General features: G+C 73.6%; 20 protein-coding genes. 10 read left to right on the top strand and 10 right to left on the bottom strand.

The window, feature by feature from the left end; all coding sequences use genetic code 11:
* Window positions 1-145 precede the first annotated feature (145 nt).
* The 4 genes from AB0D01_RS34785 (at window position 146) to hutH (ending at window position 5113) form a co-directional block, all read left to right on the top strand.
* Entirely contained in the window at window positions 146-1237 is a 1092-nt protein-coding gene (locus AB0D01_RS34785; RefSeq protein WP_363062497.1) for an adenylate/guanylate cyclase domain-containing protein, read from the top strand.
* A 37-nt stretch (window positions 1238-1274) separates the two neighbouring features.
* Window positions 1275-2078 carry an enoyl-CoA hydratase-related protein gene (locus AB0D01_RS34780; protein ID WP_363062495.1) on the top strand — a complete coding sequence of 268 codons (804 nt, stop codon included), beginning with the start codon at window positions 1275-1277 and terminating at the stop codon, window positions 2076-2078.
* 116 nt (window positions 2079-2194) lie between these two features.
* The gene (locus AB0D01_RS34775; protein ID WP_363062475.1) at window positions 2195-3310 is read left to right on the top strand and encodes a GGDEF domain-containing protein; all 1116 of its coding nucleotides are present in this window, start codon (window positions 2195-2197) and stop codon (window positions 3308-3310) included.
* Between the two features lie 261 nt (window positions 3311-3571).
* The gene (gene hutH / locus AB0D01_RS34770; RefSeq protein WP_363062493.1) at window positions 3572-5113 is read left to right on the top strand and encodes a histidine ammonia-lyase; all 1542 of its coding nucleotides are present in this window, start codon (window positions 3572-3574) and stop codon (window positions 5111-5113) included.
* Window positions 5114-5194: 81 nt separating this feature from the next.
* Here hutH and AB0D01_RS34765 read toward each other — a convergent pair whose 3' ends face one another.
* Entirely contained in the window at window positions 5195-5665 is a 471-nt protein-coding gene (locus AB0D01_RS34765) for an LPXTG cell wall anchor domain-containing protein (RefSeq protein ID WP_363062474.1), read from the bottom strand.
* Window positions 5666-5829: 164 nt separating this feature from the next.
* Here AB0D01_RS34765 and AB0D01_RS34760 point away from each other — a divergent pair, with 164 nt between their 5' ends.
* The gene (locus AB0D01_RS34760) at window positions 5830-6114 is read left to right on the top strand and encodes a hypothetical protein (protein WP_363062473.1); all 285 of its coding nucleotides are present in this window, start codon (window positions 5830-5832) and stop codon (window positions 6112-6114) included.
* 160 nt (window positions 6115-6274) lie between these two features.
* The gene (locus tag AB0D01_RS34755) at window positions 6275-7519 is read left to right on the top strand and encodes an Ig-like domain-containing protein (RefSeq protein ID WP_363062471.1); all 1245 of its coding nucleotides are present in this window, start codon (window positions 6275-6277) and stop codon (window positions 7517-7519) included.
* Between the two features lie 100 nt (window positions 7520-7619).
* On the opposite strand, the gene AB0D01_RS34750 is transcribed toward AB0D01_RS34755, so the two are convergent.
* From AB0D01_RS34750 to AB0D01_RS34725, 6 genes are all read right to left on the bottom strand, one after another.
* Window positions 7620-8684, bottom strand: a complete 1065-nt coding sequence (locus tag AB0D01_RS34750) for a cobalamin-independent methionine synthase II family protein (protein ID WP_363062469.1) — start codon at window positions 8682-8684, stop codon at window positions 7620-7622.
* 266 nt (window positions 8685-8950) lie between these two features.
* Window positions 8951-9619, bottom strand: coding sequence for a peptide-methionine (S)-S-oxide reductase MsrA (gene msrA / locus AB0D01_RS34745; protein WP_363062467.1), 669 nt, complete (start codon window positions 9617-9619; stop codon window positions 8951-8953).
* Window positions 9620-9697: 78 nt separating this feature from the next.
* Entirely contained in the window at window positions 9698-10861 is a 1164-nt protein-coding gene (locus AB0D01_RS34740; protein ID WP_363062465.1) for a hypothetical protein, read from the bottom strand.
* Window positions 10861-12459 (bottom strand): M48 family metallopeptidase, encoded by a 1599-nt coding sequence (locus tag AB0D01_RS34735; protein ID WP_363062463.1) that lies wholly within the window; start codon window positions 12457-12459, stop codon window positions 10861-10863. The genes AB0D01_RS34740 and AB0D01_RS34735 overlap by 1 nt, the downstream gene beginning before the upstream one ends.
* 204 nt (window positions 12460-12663) lie before the next feature.
* Window positions 12664-13587, bottom strand: coding sequence for a DUF4034 domain-containing protein (locus AB0D01_RS34730; RefSeq protein ID WP_363062461.1), 924 nt, complete (start codon window positions 13585-13587; stop codon window positions 12664-12666).
* 124 nt (window positions 13588-13711) lie between these two features.
* On the bottom strand, window positions 13712-14821 hold the full coding sequence (locus AB0D01_RS34725; RefSeq protein ID WP_363062459.1) for a hypothetical protein: 1110 nt from the start codon (window positions 14819-14821) through the stop codon (window positions 13712-13714).
* A gap of 129 nt (window positions 14822-14950) precedes the next feature.
* On the opposite strand from AB0D01_RS34725, the gene AB0D01_RS34720 reads away from it, so the two are divergent.
* Window positions 14951-16108: a cystathionine gamma-synthase gene (locus AB0D01_RS34720; RefSeq protein ID WP_363062457.1), complete on the top strand. Its 1158-nt coding sequence runs from the start codon at window positions 14951-14953 to the stop codon at window positions 16106-16108.
* A gap of 97 nt (window positions 16109-16205) precedes the next feature.
* Here the strand turns inward: AB0D01_RS34720 and AB0D01_RS34715 are convergent, their stop codons facing one another.
* The 3 genes from AB0D01_RS34715 to AB0D01_RS34705 form a co-directional block, all read right to left on the bottom strand.
* Window positions 16206-16457 carry a hypothetical protein gene (locus AB0D01_RS34715; RefSeq protein WP_363062455.1) on the bottom strand — a complete coding sequence of 84 codons (252 nt, stop codon included), beginning with the start codon at window positions 16455-16457 and terminating at the stop codon, window positions 16206-16208.
* Entirely contained in the window at window positions 16454-16957 is a 504-nt protein-coding gene (locus tag AB0D01_RS34710; RefSeq protein WP_363062453.1) for an RNA polymerase, read from the bottom strand. Before AB0D01_RS34710 ends, AB0D01_RS34715 begins: the two co-directional genes overlap by 4 nt.
* 72 nt (window positions 16958-17029) lie before the next feature.
* Window positions 17030-17551 (bottom strand): MarR family transcriptional regulator, encoded by a 522-nt coding sequence (locus AB0D01_RS34705; protein WP_363062451.1) that lies wholly within the window; start codon window positions 17549-17551, stop codon window positions 17030-17032.
* A 182-nt stretch (window positions 17552-17733) separates the two neighbouring features.
* Between AB0D01_RS34705 and ilvA the strand changes: the two genes are divergently transcribed.
* The 3 genes from ilvA to AB0D01_RS34690 all read left to right on the top strand — a co-directional run bounded on the left by ilvA (window position 17734) and on the right by AB0D01_RS34690 (window position 21057).
* Entirely contained in the window at window positions 17734-18969 is a 1236-nt protein-coding gene (gene ilvA, locus AB0D01_RS34700) for a threonine ammonia-lyase (RefSeq protein ID WP_363062449.1), read from the top strand.
* A gap of 181 nt (window positions 18970-19150) precedes the next feature.
* A complete protein-coding gene (locus AB0D01_RS34695) occupies window positions 19151-20185 on the top strand; it encodes an ATP-binding cassette domain-containing protein (RefSeq protein WP_363062447.1) in 1035 nt (344 codons plus the stop codon).
* Complete coding sequence (locus tag AB0D01_RS34690; RefSeq protein ID WP_363062445.1) at window positions 20182-21057, top strand: ABC transporter permease; 876 nt, start codon at window positions 20182-20184, stop codon at window positions 21055-21057. The genes AB0D01_RS34695 and AB0D01_RS34690 overlap by 4 nt, the downstream gene beginning before the upstream one ends.
* Window positions 21058-21091: the final 34 nt, after the last annotated feature.

The following is a 21091-nucleotide window of genomic DNA, read 5'->3' as shown; positions in this document are numbered from 1 at the left end:
GCCGTATGGTTTAGGCGATCCCGGTCCCGCGGTGATCACCCGGTTCGGCAGTGCGTACGGAATGGACAGGAGGCGGCCCTTGACCGTCGACGACTCGACGTCCAGCCCGTCCGGGTCCGGCTCCGGTGCCGGACCCGGTACCCCGATCGGGCGGGACCAGCACACACCGCTGCACGAGGTCGACCACACGGCGCAGCCGACGGCCGACCCGCTCGCGATCCGCCTGGAGCAGCTGATCCTGGGCGCCGAGCGGCGCTACACCCCCTTCCAGGCCGCCCGGAGCGCCGGCGTGTCGATGGAGCTGGCCTCCCGCTTCTGGCGGGCCATGGGCTTCGCGGACATCGGCCAGGCCAGGGCGCTGACGGAGGCCGACGTGCTGGCGCTGCGCCGGTTGGCCGGTCTGGTGGAGGCGGGGCTGCTGAGCGAGCCGATGGCGGTGCAGGTGGCCCGGTCGACGGGGCAGACCACCGCCCGGCTGGCCGAATGGCAGATCGATTCCTTCCTGGAGGGGCTGACGGAGCCCCCGGAGCCGGGGATGACCCGTACGGAGGTCACGTACCCGCTCGTCGAGCTGCTGCTGCCGGAGCTGGAGGAGTTCCTCGTCTACGTGTGGCGGCGCCAGCTGGCGGCGGCCACGGGGCGCGTCGTGCAGGTGGCGGACGACGAGGAGATGGTCGACCGGCGCCTCGCGGTGGGCTTCGCGGACCTGGTGGGCTTCACGCGGCTCACCCGGCGCCTGGAGGAGGAGGAGCTCGGCGAGCTGGTCGAGGCCTTCGAGACCACGGCGGCGGACCTGGTGGCGGCCCACGGCGGCCGGCTGATCAAGACACTCGGCGACGAGGTGCTCTACTGCGCCGACGACGCCGCCACGGCGGCCGAGATCGCGCTGCGCCTGATCGAGACGATGGAGTCGGACCCGCAGATGCCCGAGCTGCGGGTCGGCATCGCCTTCGGCACGGTGACGACCCGGATGGGCGACGTCTTCGGCACGACGGTGAACCTGGCGAGCCGGCTGACCTCGATAGCCCCCAAGGACGCCGTGTTGGTGGACGGGGCGATGGCCCAGGAGCTGGGGCGCACGGGAGCCGCGCCGGTCTCGGAGAAGGAGGCCGAGACCGAGGAGGGCGGGGGTGCGTACCGCTTCGCGCTCCAGCCGATGTGGCAGCGGCCGGTGCGCGGTCTGGGTGTGGTGGAGCCCTGGTCGCTGACGCGCCGGAAGCCTAAGATCCCCGGGTAACGTTCGTTAACCTGTTTCCGGGGAGAGTGCCGTGGCTGTGGACGAGGTCCGTTTCGGGGAGTTCGTGGCGGTGCGACGGCACGGCGACGAAGGGGTCGTCGCGGAGCTGGTGCTCGACCGCCCCAAGGCCATGAACGCGGTCTCCACGGAGATGGCCCGCTCGATCTCCGCGGCCTGCGCGGCGCTGGCCGCCGACGCGGGGGTGCGGGTCGTCGTCCTGTCGTCCACGCACGAGCGGGCGTTCTGCGTGGGGGCGGACCTCAAGGAGCGCAACTCCTTCTCGGACGCCGAACTGCGCCGGCAGCGGCCGACCACCCGCGGGGCGTACGGGGGCGTGCTGGAGCTGCCCATGCCGACGATCGCGGCGGTGCACGGCTTCGCGCTGGGCGGCGGCTTCGAGCTGGCGCTGTCGTGCGACGTGATCGTGGCCGACGAGAGCGCCGTGGTCGGGCTCCCGGAGGTCTCGGTCGGTGTGATCCCCGGCGGAGGCGGTACGCAGCTGCTGCCGCGCCGCGTCGGGGCGGCGCGGGCCGCCGAGCTGATCTTCACCGCCCGGCGGGTGGAGGCGGTCGAGGCGCTGGAGCTGGGGCTGGTGGACTCGGTGGCCCCGGCGGGCGAGGACCGGGCGCGGGCCCTGGAGCTGGCGGCGGCGATGGCGGCGAACTCGCCGGTGGGGCTGCGGGCGGCCAAGCGGGCGCTGCGGCTGGGGCACGGCAAGGACCTGGCGGCGGGGCTGGAGATCGAGGACGCGGCCTGGCGGACGGTGGCCTTCTCCGGGGACCGGGCGGAGGGCGTCGCGGCGTTCAACGAGAAGCGCAGGCCGAACTGGCCGGGGGAGTAGCCGCCGGGCGGGTGCGCTCCGGGGGTGGCGTGCGCGCGTCACCGTTCGTGATCTTGCGGTCACCGAAAGCCGCGCCAATTGTCACCAAATCGGATAAAACTCCCTAACCTGGGGTGATGGGAGTTGACGGGCGGCTTCGGGCCGTCGTGGGCCTCGCGCAGGCCATGGCGGCGGCGTGCGCGCCACGGGACAGTGTCCGGGCCGCCGCACGCGGCGCGCGGGTGGCGATGGACGGGTCCTTCGCCGCCATCTCCGCCTGGGAACGGGAGCGGGGCCGCCTGCGGGTCCTCGTGAACGAGGGGGAGCGGCGGCCGGGCGAGGAGGAGTTCCCCGAGGACGAGTCCTACCCCGTGCACGACTTCCCCGAGATCACCGAGTTCCTGCACGAGCGGTGGGCCGGCGGCGGCGGACCGCACGCGTGGGTGGAGAGCGCCGCGGACGGGCGGCCGGGTCGCCGGGGCGAGGTCCTCAGGCGGCGCGGCCGCGGCTCGTGCGTGGTCGCGCCGATCGTCCTCAGCGGGCGGGCCTGGGGCGAGCTCTACATCGCCCGGGACGAGGGGCTGCCCGACTTCGACGGGGAGGACGCCGAGTTCGCGGCGGTGCTGGCGGCCGTGGTCGCGGCCGGGCTCGCGCAGAACGAACGGCTGGAGGAGGCCCGCCGCCTCGCCTTCACCGACCCGCTGACCGGCCTCGCGAACCGGCGCGCCGTGGACATGCGGCTCGACGAGGCGCTGGAGGAGCACCGGCGCACCGGGGTGGTGGTGAGCCTGGTCGTGTGCGACCTGAACGGCCTCAAGAAGGTCAACGACACCCTGGGGCACGCCACCGGCGACCGGTTGTTGGAGCGGTTCGGGACGGTGCTCGGCCTGTGCGGGGCGATGCTCCCGGGGGCCCTGGTGGCGCGGTTGGGCGGCGACGAGTTCTGCCTGGTGAGCGTGGGGCCGGTGGCCGACCGGGTGGTCGAGGTCACCGAGGAGGTGTGCGTACGGGCCGCCGCGCTGGAGTGGGGCGAGGGCGTGGCCTGTGGGGTCGCCTCCACCGGGGACCCGATCGGCCCGGTCAAGTCCTCGCGCCGGCTCTTTCGGCTCGCGGACGCCGCGCAGTACAAGGCCAAGGCGGCGCGCGCGGCGAAGCCGGTGGTCGCGGGGCGCGACACGGCGGTGGTCCGACTGGCCGACGCCGCCGCCCGGGAGGGCGCCGGCGAACGCCGCCGCTTCCGCGGCCGCCAGTAGGGCCGCCGCTGTCGGGCCGGGCGCGCGGTCCGGACCGCGCCGGTCGCGCCGGGTCGGCGTACGCCTCGGGCCGCGCCGGGCGTTTCGGGCCGGGCGTGCCTGCGGCGTGGGCGTCCCGCCGCGACGGTGCGCGATGCGTCGGGCACCGGGCGCCACGCGGGGTCGGGGCCGGTCGGCGTAAGGGGTGGTGGGGCGGCTCGATCGTGACAAAGCCGGCTAGTGACATGAAGGGATTCAATCCGTAGGGTGCTGAATATGGATATGCACACTGTCGTGGTGGGAACGTCCGGGACCACCGCCGAGGACGTCATCGCCGTCGCCCGCGGCAACGCGCGGATCGAGCTGTCCGCCGAAGCGCTGGAAGCGCTCGGCCGCGCTCGTGAGATCGTCGACGCGCTCGCCGCCAAGCCCGAGCCCGTCTACGGGGTCTCCACCGGTTTCGGCGCCCTCGCCTCCCGGCACATCAGCCCCGAGCTGCGCGCCCAGCTCCAGCGCAACATCGTCCGCTCGCACGCCGCCGGCATGGGCCCGCGCGTCGAGCGGGAGGTCGTGCGCGCCCTGATGTTCCTGCGCCTGAAGACGGTCGCCTCCGGCCACACCGGCGTCCGCCCCTCCGTCGCGCAGACCATGGCCGACGTGCTGAACGCCGGGATCACCCCCGTCGTCCACGAGTACGGCTCCCTCGGCTGCTCCGGCGACCTCGCGCCGCTCTCCCACTGCGCCCTCGCGCTCATGGGCGAGGGTGACGCGGAAGGCCCCGACGGCGTCGTGCGCCCCGCCGGCGAGCTCCTCGCCGAGCACGGCATCGAGCCCGTCGAACTGCGCGAGAAGGAGGGCCTCGCCCTCCTCAACGGCACCGACGGCATGCTCGGCATGCTGGTCATGGCCCTCGCCGACCTCGACACCCTCTACAAGTCCGCCGACATCACCGCCGCCCTCACCCTGGAGGCGCTGCTCGGCACCGAGAAGGTCCTCCAGCCCGAGCTGCACGCCATCCGCCCGCACCCCGGCCAGGGCGCCTCCGCCGCCAACATGGCCGCCGTGCTGAAGGGTTCCGGGCTCACCGGGCACTTCCAGGAGGAGTCCGCGCCGCGCGTGCAGGACGCCTACTCCGTGCGCTGCGCCCCGCAGGTCGCCGGCGCGGGCCGCGACACCATGGCCCACGCCGCCCTGGTGGCCTCCCGCGAGCTGGCCGCCGCCGTCGACAACCCGGTGGTGCTGCCCGACGGACGCGTGGAGTCCAACGGCAACTTCCACGGCGCCCCGGTCGCCTACGTCCTGGACTTCCTGGCCATCGCCGCCGCCGACCTCGGCTCCATCGCCGAGCGCCGCACGGACCGCCTCCTGGACAAGAACCGCAGCCACGGCCTGCCGCCGTTCCTCGCGGACGACGCCGGCGTGGACTCCGGCCTGATGATCGCCCAGTACACGCAGGCCGCCCTGGTCAGCGAGATGAAGCGGCTCGCCGTCCCGGCCTCCGCCGACTCGATCCCCTCCTCCGCCATGCAGGAGGACCACGTCTCGATGGGCTGGTCGGCGGCGCGCAAGCTCCGTACGGCCGTCGACAACCTGACGCGGATCATCGCCATCGAGCTCTACGCGGCCACCCGCGCCATCGAGCTGCGCCACGGCCTCACCCCCGCGCCGGCCAGCCAGGCCGCCATCGCCGCGACCCGTGCGGCGGGCGTCCAGGGCCCCGGGCCGGACCGTTTCCTCGCCCCCGACCTGGCCGCCGCCGACGCGTTCGTCCGCGCGGGCGCCCTGGTGGCGGCGGTGGAGCCGGTGACGGGTCCGCTCGCCTGACTGGCGCCTCCCACGACGGCACAGGGCCGCACCCCGCGAGGGGTGCGGCCCTGTGCCGTTCCCGGCGGGGGTGCCCCGGCGCTACCCCTCGCGGGAGCGGCGGACGGAGAAGGCGACGAAGCCGGCCCCGAGGCCCAGGCAGAGCGTGCCGCCCAGCACGTACGGGGTGGTGTCGATGCCGCCGGTGTCGGCGAGCGAGAGCGCGACGGCGGCCGAGCCGTCGGCCGATCCGGCGTCCGGACCGACGGCCGAACCGTCGGCGGATCCGGCGCCCGAACCGGAATCCGAACCGGAAGCCGAGGCGAAGGTGGCGTCGGTATCGGCGCCGGAGCCGGTGGCGCCGCCGTCGCCGGCATCGAACTCCGCCGTCGCGCCGGACGCGCCGGAGGCGTCGCTGACGGTGCCGGTGTTGGCGGAGGCGGGCGCTCCGGACCTGCCGGACGCGCCCACCGGAGCCTGTGGCGCGGTCGCGTTGGCGGAGGGGACGAACCAGAGGGCGGCGAGGAGGGTCGTCGCCCCGAGCGAGGTGAGCAGTGGTCGACGTGCGGACACGGAGCGATCCCCCTTGTGGCAGCAGCGAATTGGCCGTGTGGGCAGATGCTAGTGAAAGGGGCGGGTCGCGGGAAAGTCGGGGCCGTCGCGGGCTTACGCTCCGTCGTATGAACCCTTCTGACACATCACGATACGTACGGCTTCGGGTGGATTTGGTGCTGGAGGTGACGGATGCCGAAGCGCTCATCGGCGCCGCACTCGCCCACATCAAGGCCGACGAGTTCATGCCGGACGAGGAGCGCGGGCACGCCGAATCGGCCGTACGGGAAGACGAATCGGAGGCGCTGGCCTACCTGGTGGACCCCACCGACCTGGTCGTGGAGCTGCCCGGCGTCGAGCTCGCGCAGGCCTCGTGGAGCAGCGAACCGGTCGAATACGACCCCGAGTCCCTGGAGTGGGACATCGACGAGGAAGATGGTGTCTACGAGGAAGAGGCCGACAACGCCTGACCGTGGGGTTGCACACATTCGAACGGAGTGTGGAACCGTTCCGCGCCGTTAACGCGTTGTCAGGACGAGCAGGGGGGTGATCCCCCCTGCCCGGCCCGATCCCGGGAATGCAGCCTCGGGGTTTCCGGCAACGATGGAGTGACGTGTGAGGACGTACAGCATGCGGCGGAGAAGGTCCCTTGTGGCCGTGTCCGCCGTGCTCGGTGGCGTACTGATGCTTTCGGCCTGCAATGACGGGGGCGCCGACAAGCCGCAGGGGAGCGCGGAGGCGGGCAAGTCGCAGGCGGACGTGGACGCCGCCGCGGCGAAGGACGCATCCAAGGCGAAGATCGTGATCGCGCCGAAGGACGGGTCGAGCAACGTGGCCCTGAACGACGGGGCGAACGTCACCGTCAGCGACGGAACGCTCACCAAGGTCGAGTTGAAGTCGGTGGAGGGCGCCGCGGTCGCGGGCAAGATATCCGCCGACGGCAAGAGCTGGAAGCCCGACGCGGCCCTGAAGCGCTCCACCAAGTACGCCCTGGCGGCGACCGCGAAGGACGAGTCCGGTCGCGAGGCCCACGAGAACGCCTCCTTCACCACCCTCTCGCCGGAGAACAGCTTCATCGGCTCCTTCGTCCCGGACGAGGGCCAGACCGTCGGCGTCGGCATGCCGGTCTCGATCACCTTCAACAAGCCGATCAAGGACCAGAAGGCGGTCCAGGCGGCCATCACCGTCAGCTCCAGCAGCGGCCAGGAGGTCGTCGGCCACTGGTTCGGCAACCAGCGCCTGGACTTCCGCCCGGAGCAGTACTGGCAGGCCAACTCCACGATCACCCTGAAGCTCGCGCTCCAGGGCGTGCAGGGCGCCCCCGGCATCCTCGGCGCGCAGAACAAGACCGTCACCTTCAAGGTCGGCCGGAGCCAGGTCTCCACCGTCGACGTGAAGGCCAAGACGATGACGGTCACCCGTGACGGTCAGGTCCTCAAGACCATCCCGATCTCGGCCGGTTCCCCCGAGAACCCCACGTACAACGGCCAGATGGTGATCTCCGAGAAGTTCAAGGAGACCCGGATGGACGGCGCCACCGTCGGCTTCAAGGGCAACGACGGCAAGGGCGAGTACGACATCAAGGACGTCCCGCACGCGATGCGCCTGTCGACGTCCGGCACCTTCATCCACGGCAACTACTGGGGCGCCGACTCGATCTTCGGCAAGGTCAACACCAGCCACGGCTGCGTCGGCCTGAACGACGCCAAGGGCGCGAACGACCCCGACCAGCCCGGTGCCTGGTTCTTCGACAACTCGCTCATCGGCGACGTCGTCACCGTGGTGAACTCCCCGGACAAGACCATCAAGCCGGACAACGGCCTCAACGGCTGGAACATGCCGTGGGCCGAGTGGAAGGCCGGCCCGTCGGCCTGACGCCTCCCCGGCGCGCTCCGCGCGCCCTGTGACACCCGCGGACGGCGGGGAGCCCACGGGCTCCCCGCCGTCCGTCGTCACAGCTCCCGGCGGCCCGTGGTCACAGGCCGAGGGCCTCGGAGGCCAGGGCCGTGCCCCGCACCCGGGCCTCGATCTTGGCGAAGGCCACCTCGCGCGAGGTCGAGGTGTCGTCCGCGAACGGCGAGAAGCCGCAGTCGTCACACGTGCCCAGCCGGTCCACCGGGATGTGCCGCGCGGCGGCCAGCACCCGGTCGCGCACCTCCTCGGCCGTCTCGACGCGCGGGTCGACCGGGTCGGTCACCCCGACGAACACGCGCGCGTCGGCCGGCAGGTGGTCGCCGATGACGCCCAGCACCCGCTCGGGGTCCGCCTCGCCGGCGAGCTGCACGTAGAAGTTCCCGACCCGCAGCTCGAACAGCTTCGGCAGCAACTGCGCGTAGTCGACGTCCGCGCTGTGCGTGGAGTCCTGGTCGCCTCCCGGGCAGGTGTGCACGCCCAGGCGGGCCCGCTCCCGCGCGTCGAACCGGTCTAGGACCTCGTTGTTGAGGGCGACGAAGTCGGCGAGCAGCCCGCCGCTGGGGTCGAGCTTGAGGGAGAGCCGGCCCTCGGTGAAGTCCAACTGCACCACGTGGGCGCCCGCCTCCAGGCAGCGCCGGATGTCGGCCTCGGCGCCGTCCTTGAGGTCGTTCAGGAACTCCTCGCGCGGGTAGCCCTCGATGCCGTCGGCCGGGTACAGCAGGCTCAGCGCGGACGGGGCGATGACCGCCTGCTTGATCGGGAGGTCGGTGTGCCGGCGGGCGTCGCGCAGGTACGCGTCCGCGTGGACCTGGTAGCGGAACGGACCCGCCGTCAGCCGGGGCAGCTGCCGGGTGTGGCCGTCGGCGAAGGGGATCACGGCGCCGTCGGGAGCCAGGGTGGTCAGGCCGGTGAGGGGATAGGTCGCGAAGCTGGGCTTGGCCTGCTCGCCGTCGACCAGGACGGGGGAGCCGAGCCGCTCCAGCCGCTCCAGGGTCTCGGCCGTCGCCTGCTCCTGAAGCTTCGTCAACTCGTCGGCTGACAGGCGCCCTTCGGCGTGGTCGGCGAGGGCCGACAGGAGGGCGGGCGGGCGCGGGATGCTGCCGATGGCCTCGGTGGGGATGCTCATGGCCGGACCCTAGGAAGCGCCGTCCGCGCGGGCAACCGGTCTCCGGCCCGCGCCGGCCGGGACCCGTCGCCCCCGCCGGCGAGAACCTTCCCCACCCCCTGATGATCGCCGCAGGTCACCGTCCCGCCCGCACAGCTCTGGCCAGGGCTTTTACGGATACCCGGGGCGTCCCGGGCCGGCAACGACTTTGGCGGGTTCACCGATCCGGGCGACGCCGCCCCCCGCGGTTGACCGATTCCCGCCGCCGGCCCCCGCCCGCGCGTCGCCTACTCCCCGGGAGCCCCGGCGATGCCGACGGGGCAGGAGACGCCCGTGCCGCCGATGCCGCAGTAGCCCGCCGGATTCTTGTCGAGGTACTGCTGGTGGTAGGCCTCCGCGGGCCAGAAGGGGCGGTCTTCGGCCGGGAGGACCGCGGTGGTGATCTCGCCGTACCCCGAGCCCGTCAGGACCTTCCCGTAGGCCTCGCGGGAGGCCTCCGCCGCCGCCTGGTGGGCGGGGGAGTGGGTGTAGACCGCCGAGCGGTACTGGGTGCCGACGTCGTTGCCCTGGCGGAAGCCCTGGGTGGGGTCGTGGGACTCCCAGAACAGCTTCAGGAGGGTCTCGTAGGAGACCAGCGACGGGTCGAAGACCACGCGGACGACCTCCGTGTGGCCGGTCTGGCCCGAGCACACCTCGTCGTACGTCGGGTTCTGCGTGTAGCCGCCCTGGTAGCCGGCGAGGGTGGTCCACACCCCCGGGGTCTGCCAGAACTTGCGCTCCGCGCCCCAGAAGCAGCCCAGACCGAAGTCGGCCACCTCCAGGTGCGCGGGATAGGGGCCGGCGAGCGGGTTGCCGAGGACCGTGTGGCGCTCCGGCAGCGAGAACTGCGCCTGCGGGCGGCCCTTCAGGGCCTCCTCGCGGGTGGGGAGCTCGGGCGTGCGACGGTACGAGAACATGGGGATTCCCTCCTTGTGGGAGTGTCAACGGGTGACGGCCGCGCAGGATTCCCGCGCGGCCGCCCGGCCTCCCCGGTGTCAGATGGCCGGCGTGGACACGTCCACGGCCCAGTCGCGGGCGTACGTGTACCGCTTGCGCGGGTCTTCCGCGTACGTCCACGGCATCGAGCCGATGTACCCGTCGATGTGCCGGAACTGCTCGACGGCCTGCGCGTCCCGGTCCTGCCAGAACAGGAAGAACGCCAGCATGTGCCGCACCCACACCACGCCCGGGCGCAGCGGGTCGGCGTCGGCCAGGTCCTGGAGGGCCGCGTCGGTGGCGGCGACGATCTCCGGCTGCTTGTACCAGGTCTCGATCTCGATGTCGGTCGTGTCGTACTCCTGCTCGAAGTACGCGATCAGCGGCAGCAGCGTCAGCAGCTCGCCGGGCGCCCCGAGGGCGGCCGACCCGCGGGCGAATTCGAGGGCCAGCTCGTGCGAGCCGCGCCACTTGCGGCACCAGTACTGGAGCGCGGCGGTGTGCGCGAACAGCAGGCGCGGGGCGCGGTCGGTGATCTCCGCCCACAGGGCGCGGTAGCGCTCGTGCGAGTAGCCCAGACCCATCGCGATGGCCTGCTCGACCATGTACGGCAGGGGGTCCGCCGGGTCGGCGAGCCGCTGGGCCTCCTGGGCGGCGCGCTGGGCGGTGCCCAGGAGCTGGTGGAAGAGGCGGAACTGTTCCTGGCTGGTGTGGGAGGCCCGCGCGCTGCCGCGCACGTTCCAGGCGACCTGGACGGCGGTCTCGGCGGCGACGACGGCGGCCGTCGGGTCGGTGGGGCGGGCGGCGCGCCAGGCCAGGAGCCAGGCGTCGTCCTCGTCGCAGGCGGACCGGGACAGCAGGAGGACGCGCTGCCAGCGCTCCTCCCAGTCGTCGCCGGTCAGCTCGACGAACTGCGCTGCGGTCTCCCAGTGACCGGCGCGCACGGCGTCGAGGACCTGGAGCTGTTCGGCGGACAGCGCCCGGGGGCGGTCCACGTTCAGGTCCTCGGGGGCGGCGAAGCCCAGGGCGCGGGCCGCCTCGCCCTTGGCGTCCCGCGCCGTCGCGGCGTCGGCCTCGGTCTGCTCGGTGAGCCGGGCGGTCTCGGCCTCGTGGGCCTCGGCGCGGGCGGTGAGCCGCTTCGCCTTGCCGATGAGGTAGAAGCCGCGGGCGACGTACAGGGCGCCCGTGAGCGCCAGGGTGGCGAGGACGAGAAGGAAGACCATCACGGGGCGAGTACCAGCTTCCGCAGGGGTTCGGTGTCGGGGGAGTCGGCGACGGCGGCGTCCAAGGCGGCCTCCAGGCGTTCCTCGAAGCCGTCGCCCGGGTAGCGCAGGCTCGTGTCCTCGGACCAGGACAGCTGCCAGCGGGCGGTGCCCTCGGCCGTCAGGTCGGCCTTGACCAGTACCTCCAGGACCCGGCGCTGGGCGGCGCGGGCATATTCGCGGGCCGCGCGGCCGGTGGCGGTACGGGCCCCCTCGGACCGCGGGAGGCGCTCGGTCAGGCGGGCGCGCAGCCCGGGGTCGCGGTCGAGGGCGTCGAGCAGGCCGGCCGGGGTGGGCTCGACGCCTTCGGCGGCGACCGCCTCGCGGGCGCGCCGGGCCTCGGAGCCGGTGAAGTAGATCATGCTCGCGTGGACGAGGTCCTCCCAGTCCACCCGTGCCAGTTCGAGGGCCTGGGGGGTGAGCGTGACCGGCTCCAGCGCGACCGCCACCGCGTCGGCGTCGGCGAGCAGCGCCAGGGCGGGGCGGGCGGCCCGGCCGCCGAGGCCGTCGTCGGGCAGGGCCTCGACGCGGGCCACGCGTTCGGCGAGCGCGGGGTGGGAGTCGTAGGGGGAGGTGGGTTCCGTCGACAGTTCGGTGCGCCGCTCGTCCAGTCCGGCGGAGCGGGCGTCGAGGAAGGGGCGGAACCCGCCGATGAACTGCCCGGCGGGGGGCAGGACGCCGGCGCCGACGCCGAGGGTGGCGTAGGCGTTCAGGTAGAACCGGTACGCCGGCCCCAGGGCGTTCAGCTCGCGCAGCGCGGAGGCGGTGGCGTCGCGGCCCGCGACGCGTACGGCGGCCAGGTCGGCGGCGAGCTCCTGGCGGCGGGATCCGGCGAGGCCGGCCCGCAGGTAGAGCTTGGCGTAGGCGGTGTAGACGGAGGCCATGATCCGGTACGAGAAGCCCTCGCCCTCGGTGTCGACCTCCTTGGCCTTCTTGCCCTTGGCGACGCGCTTCGCGGCCCGCTTCTCCTGCCGGGCGCGTTCCTTGGCCTCCTTGGCGTCCGCGCGGTCGTGGAAGTGCTCGATGGTGCGCGTCAGCTGGACGTGGCCGCGCCGCAGGAGCGGGGTGAGGCGGGTGTCGAAGTTGGCGTAGTGGCCCATCTCGTGGGCGAGGACGGAGCGCAGCTGGAACTCGTCGAGGCCCGTCATCAGGGGCAGGCCGAGGTGCAGGCGGCGGGTGCCGGGGAGCAGGCCGAGCAGTCGGGAGTCCTCGGCGACGGACGCGTTGACCTCGTCGGTCAGCACGATCTCGTCGGGGGCGCGGGTGCCGACCTGCGCGGCGGTCTCCCGTACGACCTGCCACAGGGCGGGTTCGTGTTCCTCGGTGGCGAGGACGCCGGGCTCGGGCCCCGCCTTGGGGGTGCGGAGCATGAAGACGCCGCGCACGATCGGGACGGCGAGGACGATCGAGCCGATGATGATCTTGCCGCCGATGTAGGCGGGCAGCCAGCTGTGGGCGGCCCAGTCCATCAGGCCCAGGAGGGCCAGGAGGACGAAGCTCAGCAGGTAGAACCCGCAGAGCAGGACGAGAGTGCGCAGCGTGCGCAGTGAGGCGCCCATCAGGACGGTTCCCCCCGGGGAAGAAGAAAAGGGTGCGGGTGGTGCGGGGCGTACGGGTGGTGCGGGGCGTGCGGGGCGGGGTCGCCGGGTGGCCCTACCGCTCCTTGCGGGCGCCGTGGGCCGCGAGGCCCCGGGCGCGGTCGAAGGCGGCGGTCGGGCCGGCCGGGTCGGAGGCCCAGGGTTCGGCCCCGCAGTGGGGGCCGATCAGCCGGAACTGTTCGAGGGCGGCCCCGTGCAGACCGGCCTCGCCGAGGCGGTGCGCGAGCAGGTGGCGCAGCCGGGGCAGTTTTTTTCCTCGTGCCCGGGCGCTACGGTACCCAGCCGCGCGGCGACGTCCGCCAGCACGGTCCGGTTGCGCGCGGAGCGGGCGCCGGCGGCCTTGTCGGACAGCTCGGCCAACGCGTGGAGGTACACGCCGGGCAGGAGGCTGCCGGGCGGGGCCGTGGCCACGGCCCGCTCCGCGAACTCGATCATCAGCTCCGCGGAGCCGTGCCACTTGGCGCACCAGAACTGCAGGGCCTGCCAGTGCGCGCCGGCGTGGTGCGGGGCCCGGCGCACGAGGTTGCGCCACAGGTCGGCGAACTCGCTGTGCGAGTACGACATGGCCCGGGCGGCGGTGATCATGACCACCCAGGGGCCGGGGTCGGCGGGGGCCAGGTCGGCGGCGCGCTGGGCCGCGGCCATCGCGGCGGGCAGGCGCGCGAGGAACTGGTCCATGTCCGCGTCGGGGACGTCGCGCGCGTAGGCGGAGCCGCGCACCGCCCACGCCTGGCGCACGAGCAGGGAGGCGTGGACCGTCGCGGCGTCCGCGTCGGCGGGTTCCGCGGTGCGCCAGTCGGCGAGCCAGCGGTCGTCGCCCTCGGCGATGCGCACCAGGAGCTCCACCCGGGTCCAGCGGGCGTCCCAGTCGTCGCCGGCGGCCCGTACGTGGGCCGCCGGTGCGCGCCAGTCGCCCTCGAAGGCCGCGTCGGCCACCCGGCGGCGCTCCGCGCGGTGGGCCGGGTCGGTCGCGGGACCGGCGGCGCGGGGGTCGAGCTCCGCGGTGGGGACGAGGCCGAAGGCGGCCGGGTCGAAGCGGGTGCGGACCCAGCGGGCGGCGAGCGCGCGGGAGGTGCGGTTGACGATCACGGGCGGATCATGCGCCCTCGACCTCACTTACGGCAACTTTATTGGCCAACGGTTTTCGGCCAGGAGGCTCCCGTCGCCCCGGCCCGTCGCCCCGGCGGTGTCCCCGGCCGGTGTCCGCGCCCCGTCAGCGCGGCAGCGTTGCCGGGGAGCCGCCGTTCGCCTCGTAGCCGGCCACGGCCAGCGCCCGGTACACCGCGTACGTCGCCGCCGGTTCGGCCCCCGCCGACCACGGCAGGGCGCCGACGTAGCCGTCGACGAAGCGCACCTGCTCCATCGCCTCCGCCCAGCGTTCCATGTTCACCAGGTACGCCAGCAGCAGGTGCCGTACGTGCGGCAGCATCGGGTCGTCCGGACGGGCCTGGTGCACCGCGTAGAGGGCGCCGCCGACCGCGCGCGTGACGACCTCGCTCTGCCAGAAGCTGTTGACCAGGTTCACCTCGGGCAGGTGCTCGTGCACCGCGAACAGCGGCAGCGCCGCCAGCAGCGAGCCCTGCGGCGCGCGGGCCGCCGCCGCGTGCGCGAACGCGTCGGCCTGCTCCCGCGAGCCGTGCCACTTCTCGCACCAGTACTGCAGGGCCGCCAGGTGCGCGCCCATGTGGTCGGGGGCCAGGTCCATCACCTTCGCCCAGAGCATGTCGAACTCCGCCTCCGGGTAGTGCAGCGCCCGGGCGATGGCCAGCTCGGTGATGAACGGCACCGGGTCGCCCGGCGCCAGCAGCGCCGCCTTGCGGCAGGCCTCCAGTGCCTCCTCGACGATGATCCGGTGGTCGGTCGCACCGACCCCGCCCGACGCCCGCCAGGCCTGCTGGACCAGCAGCTCCGCGTGCACCTGCGCGCCGCCCGCGTCCTTCTCCGCCTCCAGCCGCCAGGCCTTCAGCCACCCGGCCCCGGCCCCGGGCTCACGGGCGAGCTCCAGCGCGGCCGCGCCGCCGAAGCACTGCACGCGCTGCCAGCGCAGCTCGCCCTCCTTCGGGGTCCCGGCCAGCAGGGCGGAGGCCGCCTTCCAATGACCGCTGCGCTGGACGCTGCCGAGCGCGTCCACGAAGTCCTGGTCCGGGCCGGGGAGCCGGACGTCCAGCTCCTCCTCCCGTATGAACCCGTAGTTCGCCGGGTCCGCGGCGTCGGGGCTGTCGGGCATGACCCGACGGACGCCGCCCCCGCGTCTGGCGCGTACGTAGAGGGCGATCGCGACCGCGACCACGCCGAGCCCCGTCAGGACCGAAAGAATCTCCATACCGCCAAGCGAACCAGACGCGGCGGGGGAAAGGCCAATGGCCGAGCCGGCCGCCGCCGACCTGCCCGTATCGCCGCCGGCGTCCGGCCGCGGGAGGAACCCGGCGCTGACGGGGCATAGCATCTGCCCATGAGCGACGACAGCCACGAGCACCAGAGCTTCGAGACCCGCGCGATCCACGCGGGCAACACCGCGGACCCGCTGACCGGAGCGGTCGTCCCCCCGATCTACCAGGTGTCCACCTACAAGCAGGACGGCGTGGGAGGCCTGCGCGGCGGCTACGAGTACAGCCGCAGCGCCAACCCCACCCGCACCGCGCTGGAGGAGAACCTCGCGGCGCTGGAGGGCGGCCGCCGCGGCCTCGCCTTCGCGTCCGGGCTCGCCGCCGAGGACTGCCTGCTGCGCACGCTGCTCTCCCCGGGCGACCACGTGGTCATCCCGAACGACGCCTACGGCGGCACCTTCCGCCTCTTCGCGAAGGTCGTCTCCCGCTGGGGCGTCGAGTGGTCGGTGGCCGACACCTCCGACGCCGACTCCGTGCGGGCCGCCCTCACCCCCAAGACCAAGGTGATCTGGGTCGAGACCCCCTCGAACCCGCTCCTCGGCATCACCGACATCGCCGTGGTCGCCGACATCGCCCGCACCGCCGGCGCGAAGCTCGTCGTCGACAACACCTTCGCGTCCCCCTACCTCCAGCAGCCGCTGGCGCTCGGCGCGGACGTGGTCGTGCACTCGCTGACCAAGTACATGGGCGGCCACTCCGACGTCGTCGGCGGCGCCCTGGTCACCGCCGACGAGGCCCTCGGCGAGGAGCTCGCCTACCACCAGAACGCGATGGGCGCCGTCGCCGGCCCCTTCGACTCCTGGGTCGTGCTGCGCGGCATCAAGACCCTCGCCGTGCGCATGGACCGGCACGCCGAGAACGCCGCGAAGATCGTGGAGGTGCTCCAGCGCCACCCGAAGGTCACCAAGGTCCTCTACCCGGGCCTGCCCGAGCACCCGGGCCACGAGGTCGCCGCCAAGCAGATGCGCAACTTCGGCGGCATGGTCTCCTTCCAGGTCGCCGGCGGCGAGGAGGAGGCCGTCGCGGTCTGCGCCCGCACCAAGGTCTTCACCCTCGCCGAGTCCCTCGGCGGCGTCGAGTCCCTCATCGAGCACCCGGGCCGCATGACCCACGCCTCGGTGGCCGGTTCGGCCCTGGAGGTCCCCGCGGACCTGATCCGCGTCTCGGTGGGCATCGAGAACGTCGACGACCTGATCGCGGACCTCACCCAGGCCCTCGGCTAGTCACGGCCCTCGGCTAGTCACGGCCCTCGGCTGGTCACGGCCCTCGGCCGGTCACGGCGCCCGGCGTACCGCGCCCCTCTCCCCGTCCCCGCAAGGGCTACCAGCCCTCCAGGGGCGGGGAGACGTCGCTCGGCGGCACGACCCAGGGTCGGGTCATCGCCGCCCACACCGTGAAGGCCACCGCCGCCGCCCACAGCAGGCTCCAGCCGAACCGGCGCAGGGCCCGGCGGCGGCGCAGCAGACGCCGCCCGTGCGTGGCCGCCGCCGCCGCGAGATCGGCCGGCACCGCCGGGTACGGACCCTCCAGCAGCTCCCTGACCTGCGCTTCCTTACGGTCGTACGGGCTCATGCGGCACCCCGCCGGACAGTCGGCCCCGAGCCGCCCGACCCGCCCGAGGCCTCCGTGGCGCCCGCGGAAGCGGCGCGCAGCGCCCGTAGCGTCGCCACGGCCCGGTTGCACACCGCCTCGACCCGCTCCGGCGGCAACCCGAGCTGCGCGGCGGTGACCTCCTCCGCGACCCCCTCGTGGATCCGCATCACCAGCACCAGCCGTTCCAGCGGGCTCAGCGGTGCCAGCACCCCCGTCCCGGCGGGCAGCCGCCACGCACCCCGCGCGTACGCGGCGCACAGCTCCTGGCGGGTGCGGTCGTAGGGATCGTCCCCGCGCGAGCGCGTCCAGTGCGCGTAGGTCCGCGCCAGCGCGCCCGCGAGGATCCGGCGCGCGACGGGCGCCCGGTCCGCGGGCTCGGCCGTCAGCAGCACCGCGACGTACAGCAGCCGCCCCGCCGCACCCGCGACGAAGGCCTCGAACTCCGGGTCTCGCCCCGAACGCCGGTCCACGGCACCCATGGTGCGGCCGGGGCCACCACCCGGGTCAAGGGGTCGGACGGGCCGGGATCCGCCGGGCCGCGATCCGCCCGCTCAGGAAGCGGGGCCGCCCTCGGCGGCGGCCGCCATCAGCTCCGACAGCGAGAGGTTGAACCGGGTCAGCAGGGTGGTGAACGCCGTGCGCTCCTGTTCGTCCCACCCCTCCGTCACCCGCGCCATCAGCTCGCGCCGGGAGGAGCGGACCTCCTCCAGACGGGCCAGCCCGCGCGGGGACAGCGCGAGGACCACGGCGCGCCCGTCCTCGGGGTGCGAGGTGCGCTTGACGAGGCCGGAGTCCACGAGCGGGGCGACCTGACGGGTCACCGTGGAGGAGTCGATGCCCATGCCGCCCGCCAGCGCCTTCACGCCCATCGGGCCTTCCAGGTCGAGGCGGTTCAGCAGCAGGTACGCGGCGCGGTCCATCGAGTTGCGGGCCTGACCGACACCGCCCAGGCGGGTCTGCTCGGCGCGCCGGGCGAACACCGCCACCTGGTGCTGGAGCGCGTCGAGGAGGCCGGGGCCGGCGGGCGCTTCGGCCGCCGTGGGCAGGTCGGAACTGGCCGGGATGGAGGGCATGGCCGTGGGCTCTCTTCACATGGGGTCGACAAGGTTGGGGGACAGAGTACGCGGACGCACGGCGGCTCGTACGCCGCGTTTGAGAACTGATACGACCCGTCCGCCGGGCCGTGCCGGACCCGTCCGGCATGGCGGGATTTCGCCCATGCGCCGCGGTCCCCGGAGGCTGCGAGACTGGCCGCATGAACTACCGCGTGCCCCAGCCCGTCCCCTCGGTCATCCTCGACGACGTCCGCGGCGCCCAGAAGATGCTGTCGGGCGTCTCACGGGTGACCCCCATGGAGGGCAGCAGGCACCTCACGGCCCTCACCGGCTCCCCGGTGCACCTCAAGTGCGAGAACCTCCAGCGGACGGGCTCCTTCAAGCTGCGCGGCGCCTACGTGCGCATCGCGGGCCTGCGCCCCGAACAGCGCGCCGCCGGCGTCGTGGCGGCGAGCGCCGGCAACCACGCGCAGGGCGTGGCCCTGGCCTCCTCGCTGCTCGGGGTCCGCTCCACCGTGTTCATGCCGGTCGGGGCGCCGCTGCCGAAGGTGGCCGCCACCGAGGAGTACGGCGCCGAGGTGCGGATGTACGGGGACGTCGTCGACGAGACCCTGGCCGCCGCCCAGGAGTACGCCGACCGGACCGGCGCGGTGTTCATCCACCCCTTCGACCACCGCGACGTCATCGCCGGCCAGGGCACCGTGGGCCTGGAGATCCTGGAGCAGTGCCCCGAGGTGCGCACGATCCTCGTCGGCATCGGTGGCGGCGGTCTCGCGGCCGGGGTCGCCGTGGCCGTGAAGGCGCTGCGCCCGGACGTGAAGGTCATCGGGGTGCAGGCGGCGGGCGCGGCCGCCTACCCGCCCTCGCTGCGGGTCGGGCACCCGGTGTCCGTCGACAACCCGACCACGATGGCCGACGGCATCAAGGTCGGTCGCCCCGGGGACGTCCCGTTCGCGATCATCGGGGAGCTGCTGGACGACGTGCGGACGGTTTCCGAGGACGCCCTGTCCTCCGCGCTGCTGCTCTGCCTGGAGCGGGCCAAGCTGGTCGTCGAGCCCGCCGGGTGCAGCCCGGTGGCCGCCCTGCTGAGCGAGCCCGAGCTGTACGGGGGCGGCCCGGTGGTCGCCGTCCTGTCCGGCGGCAACGTCGACCCGCTGCTGCTCCAGCGGATCCTGCGGCACGGCATGGCGGCGGCGGGCCGCTACCTGTCCCTGCGGTTGCGCGTGGCCGACCGGCCGGGGGCGCTGGCCGGGCTGCTGGGGGTGCTGTCGGTGGTGGACGCGAACGTGCTGGACGTCAGCCACGTGCGCACCGATCCGCGGCTCGGGCTCACCGAGGTCGAGGTCGAGCTGCAGCTGGAGACCAAGGGCCCGGAGCACTGCGCCCAGGTGGCGCGCTCGCTGCACGGCGCGGGGTACCGGGTGACGAGCTCGTAGGGAGGGCCTCGCTCCCGCCGCGGAGGAACACGTTCGAGGCATGGCGTGACGCGATATGACGCGATACTGTCCTGGTCCGGTCCGATACCGCCGGGCGAGGCCCGCCCGGCGCCCCTAGGATTTGCGCAGGAACATCCCCCATTCAGTCGATTCGCTTCGCATCGCACACGGGAGAATCCAAATGCCAGGCGCCATCTACGCCGAAGGTCTGGTCAAGACCTTCGGCGACGTACGGGCACTGGACGGCGTGGACCTCGATGTCCCCGAAGGCACCGTGCTGGGCCTCCTCGGCCCCAACGGCGCGGGAAAGACCACGACCGTACGCGTCCTGACCACCCTCCTTCGACCCGACAGCGGCAAGGCCCTCGTCGCCGGCATCGACGTCCTCGCCCGCCCCAACGACGTCCGCCGCTCCATAGGCCTCTCCGGCCAGTTCGCCGCCGTCGACGAGTACCTCACCGGCCGCGAGAACCTCCGCATGGTCGGCCGGCTCTACCAGATGTCCGGCAAGGAGGCCAAGGCCCGCGCGGACGAGCTGCTGGAGCGCTTCCACCTCGCCGACGCCGCCGACCGCACCGCCAAGACCTACTCCGGCGGCATGCGCAGACGCCTCGACCTCGCCGCCGCCCTCGTCGTCCGCCCTCCCGTGATGTTCATGGACGAGCCCACCACCGGCCTCGACCCCCGCAACCGACAGGCCCTGTGGGACGTGATCGAGGAACTCGTCGCGGGCGGCACCACCCTGCTGCTCACCACCCAGTACCTGGAGGAGGCCGACCGCCTCGCCCACGACATCTGCGTGGTCGACCAGGGCCGGGTCATCGCCCGGGGCACCTCGGACCGGCTCAAGGCCCGCACGGGCGGCGAGCGCGTCGAGGTCGTCGTCCACGAACGCGAGCACATCGCCGAGGCCCGCACGGTGCTCGCCGGCTTCGGCAAGGGCGAGACCACCGTCGAGGAGCACACCCGCAAGCTCACCGTCCCGGTGGCCGGCGGGGCCAGGCTGCTCGCCGAGGTCATCCGGGAGCTGGACGGCCGGGGCATCGAGATCGACGACATCGGCCTGCGCCGCCCCACCCTCGACGACGTGTTCATCTCGCTCACCGGGCACGCCGCCGAACGCGCGACCGACGAGGACGCGGAAGGCGGCGCGGACCCCAAGGGCCGCGGGTCCGCGCGCGGGTCCGGATCCAGGACGAAGGAGGCGGCGAAGTGACCGTCACCGACCCGGCGGCGCCGGGACCGGCCGCCCCCCGACCGGCCGCCCCCCGACCGCGCGGCGGGCTCGTCCAGGGCGTCACGGACTCCCTCGTCATCGCCCAGCGCAACCTCATCAGGATGTCCCGCATCCCCGAGATGATCATCTTCGGCGTGATCCAGCCGGTGATGTTCGTCGTCCTGTTCAGCTACGTCTTCGGCGGCTCCATCAGCGTCGGCGGCAACACCTCGCCGGCGGCCTACCGCGAGTTCCTGATGGCCGGCATCTTCGCCCAGACCGTCACCTTCGCCACCGCCGGCGCGGGCGCCGGCATCGCCGACGACATGCACAAGGGCCTGATCGACCGCTTCCGCTCCCTGCCCATGGCGCGCGGCGCGGTCCTCACCGGGCGCACCCTGGCGGACCTCGTCCAGACCACCCTGACCCTGATCGTCCTCGCGATCGTCGCCCTCCTCGTCGGCTGGCGCACCCACACCAGCCTCGGCGAGGTGCTCGGCGGCTTCGCCCTGCTCCTCCTGCTCGGCTACGCCTTCTCCTGGATCGGCGCCCTGATCGGCCTGTCGGTGCGCACCCCGGAGGCGGCCACCTCGGGCGGGCTGATCTGGCTGTTCCCGCTCACTTTCATCTCGAACGCGTTCGTCCCGTCCGAGAACATGCCGACCTTCCTGCGGCACATCGCGGAGTGGAACCCCTTCAGCGCCACCGTCCAGGCGGCCCGCGAGCTCTTCGGCAACCTGCCGCCCGGCTACCCCGTCCCGGAGGCCTGGCCGATGCAGCACCCGGTGCTCGCGTCCGTCCTGTGGTCCCTGCTGATCATCGTGGTGTTCCGCAGCCTGGCGGTCCGCAAGTACCGCTCGGCCACCGCCTGACCCGCCGCCCGACCCGCGCCGCACACGCGAAGAC

The sequence above is a fragment of the Streptomyces sp. NPDC048606 genome, assembly GCF_040650855.1.
Classification (GTDB): Bacteria; Actinomycetota; Actinomycetes; order Streptomycetales; family Streptomycetaceae; genus Streptomyces.
The sequence above is the reverse complement of the archived record's forward strand: the minus strand, read 5'-3'. Positions and strand labels throughout refer to the sequence as shown.

Coding starts and splice junctions, on each gene's coding strand:
- AB0D01_RS34705 (WP_363062451.1), bottom strand. CDS start 17,551: ATGCCCTCCATCCCGGCCAGTTCCGACCTGCCCACGGCGGCCGAAGCG.
- ilvA (WP_363062449.1), top strand. CDS start 17,734: ATGAACTACCGCGTGCCCCAGCCCGTCCCCTCGGTCATCCTCGACGAC.
- AB0D01_RS34750 (WP_363062469.1), bottom strand. CDS start 8,684: ATGAGCATCCCCACCGAGGCCATCGGCAGCATCCCGCGCCCGCCCGCC.
- AB0D01_RS34720 (WP_363062457.1), top strand. CDS start 14,951: ATGAGCGACGACAGCCACGAGCACCAGAGCTTCGAGACCCGCGCGATC.
- AB0D01_RS34775 (WP_363062475.1), top strand. CDS start 2,195: ATGGGAGTTGACGGGCGGCTTCGGGCCGTCGTGGGCCTCGCGCAGGCC.
- hutH (WP_363062493.1), top strand. CDS start 3,572: ATGCACACTGTCGTGGTGGGAACGTCCGGGACCACCGCCGAGGACGTC.
- AB0D01_RS34715 (WP_363062455.1), bottom strand. CDS start 16,457: ATGAGCCCGTACGACCGTAAGGAAGCGCAGGTCAGGGAGCTGCTGGAG.
- AB0D01_RS34695 (WP_363062447.1), top strand. CDS start 19,151: ATGCCAGGCGCCATCTACGCCGAAGGTCTGGTCAAGACCTTCGGCGAC.
- msrA (WP_363062467.1), bottom strand. CDS start 9,619: ATGTTCTCGTACCGTCGCACGCCCGAGCTCCCCACCCGCGAGGAGGCC.
- AB0D01_RS34710 (WP_363062453.1), bottom strand. CDS start 16,957: ATGGGTGCCGTGGACCGGCGTTCGGGGCGAGACCCGGAGTTCGAGGCC.
- AB0D01_RS34755 (WP_363062471.1), top strand. CDS start 6,275: ATGCGGCGGAGAAGGTCCCTTGTGGCCGTGTCCGCCGTGCTCGGTGGC.
- AB0D01_RS34740 (WP_363062465.1), bottom strand. CDS start 10,861: ATGGTCTTCCTTCTCGTCCTCGCCACCCTGGCGCTCACGGGCGCCCTG.
- AB0D01_RS34735 (WP_363062463.1), bottom strand. CDS start 12,459: ATGGGCGCCTCACTGCGCACGCTGCGCACTCTCGTCCTGCTCTGCGGG.
- AB0D01_RS34725 (WP_363062459.1), bottom strand. CDS start 14,821: ATGGAGATTCTTTCGGTCCTGACGGGGCTCGGCGTGGTCGCGGTCGCG.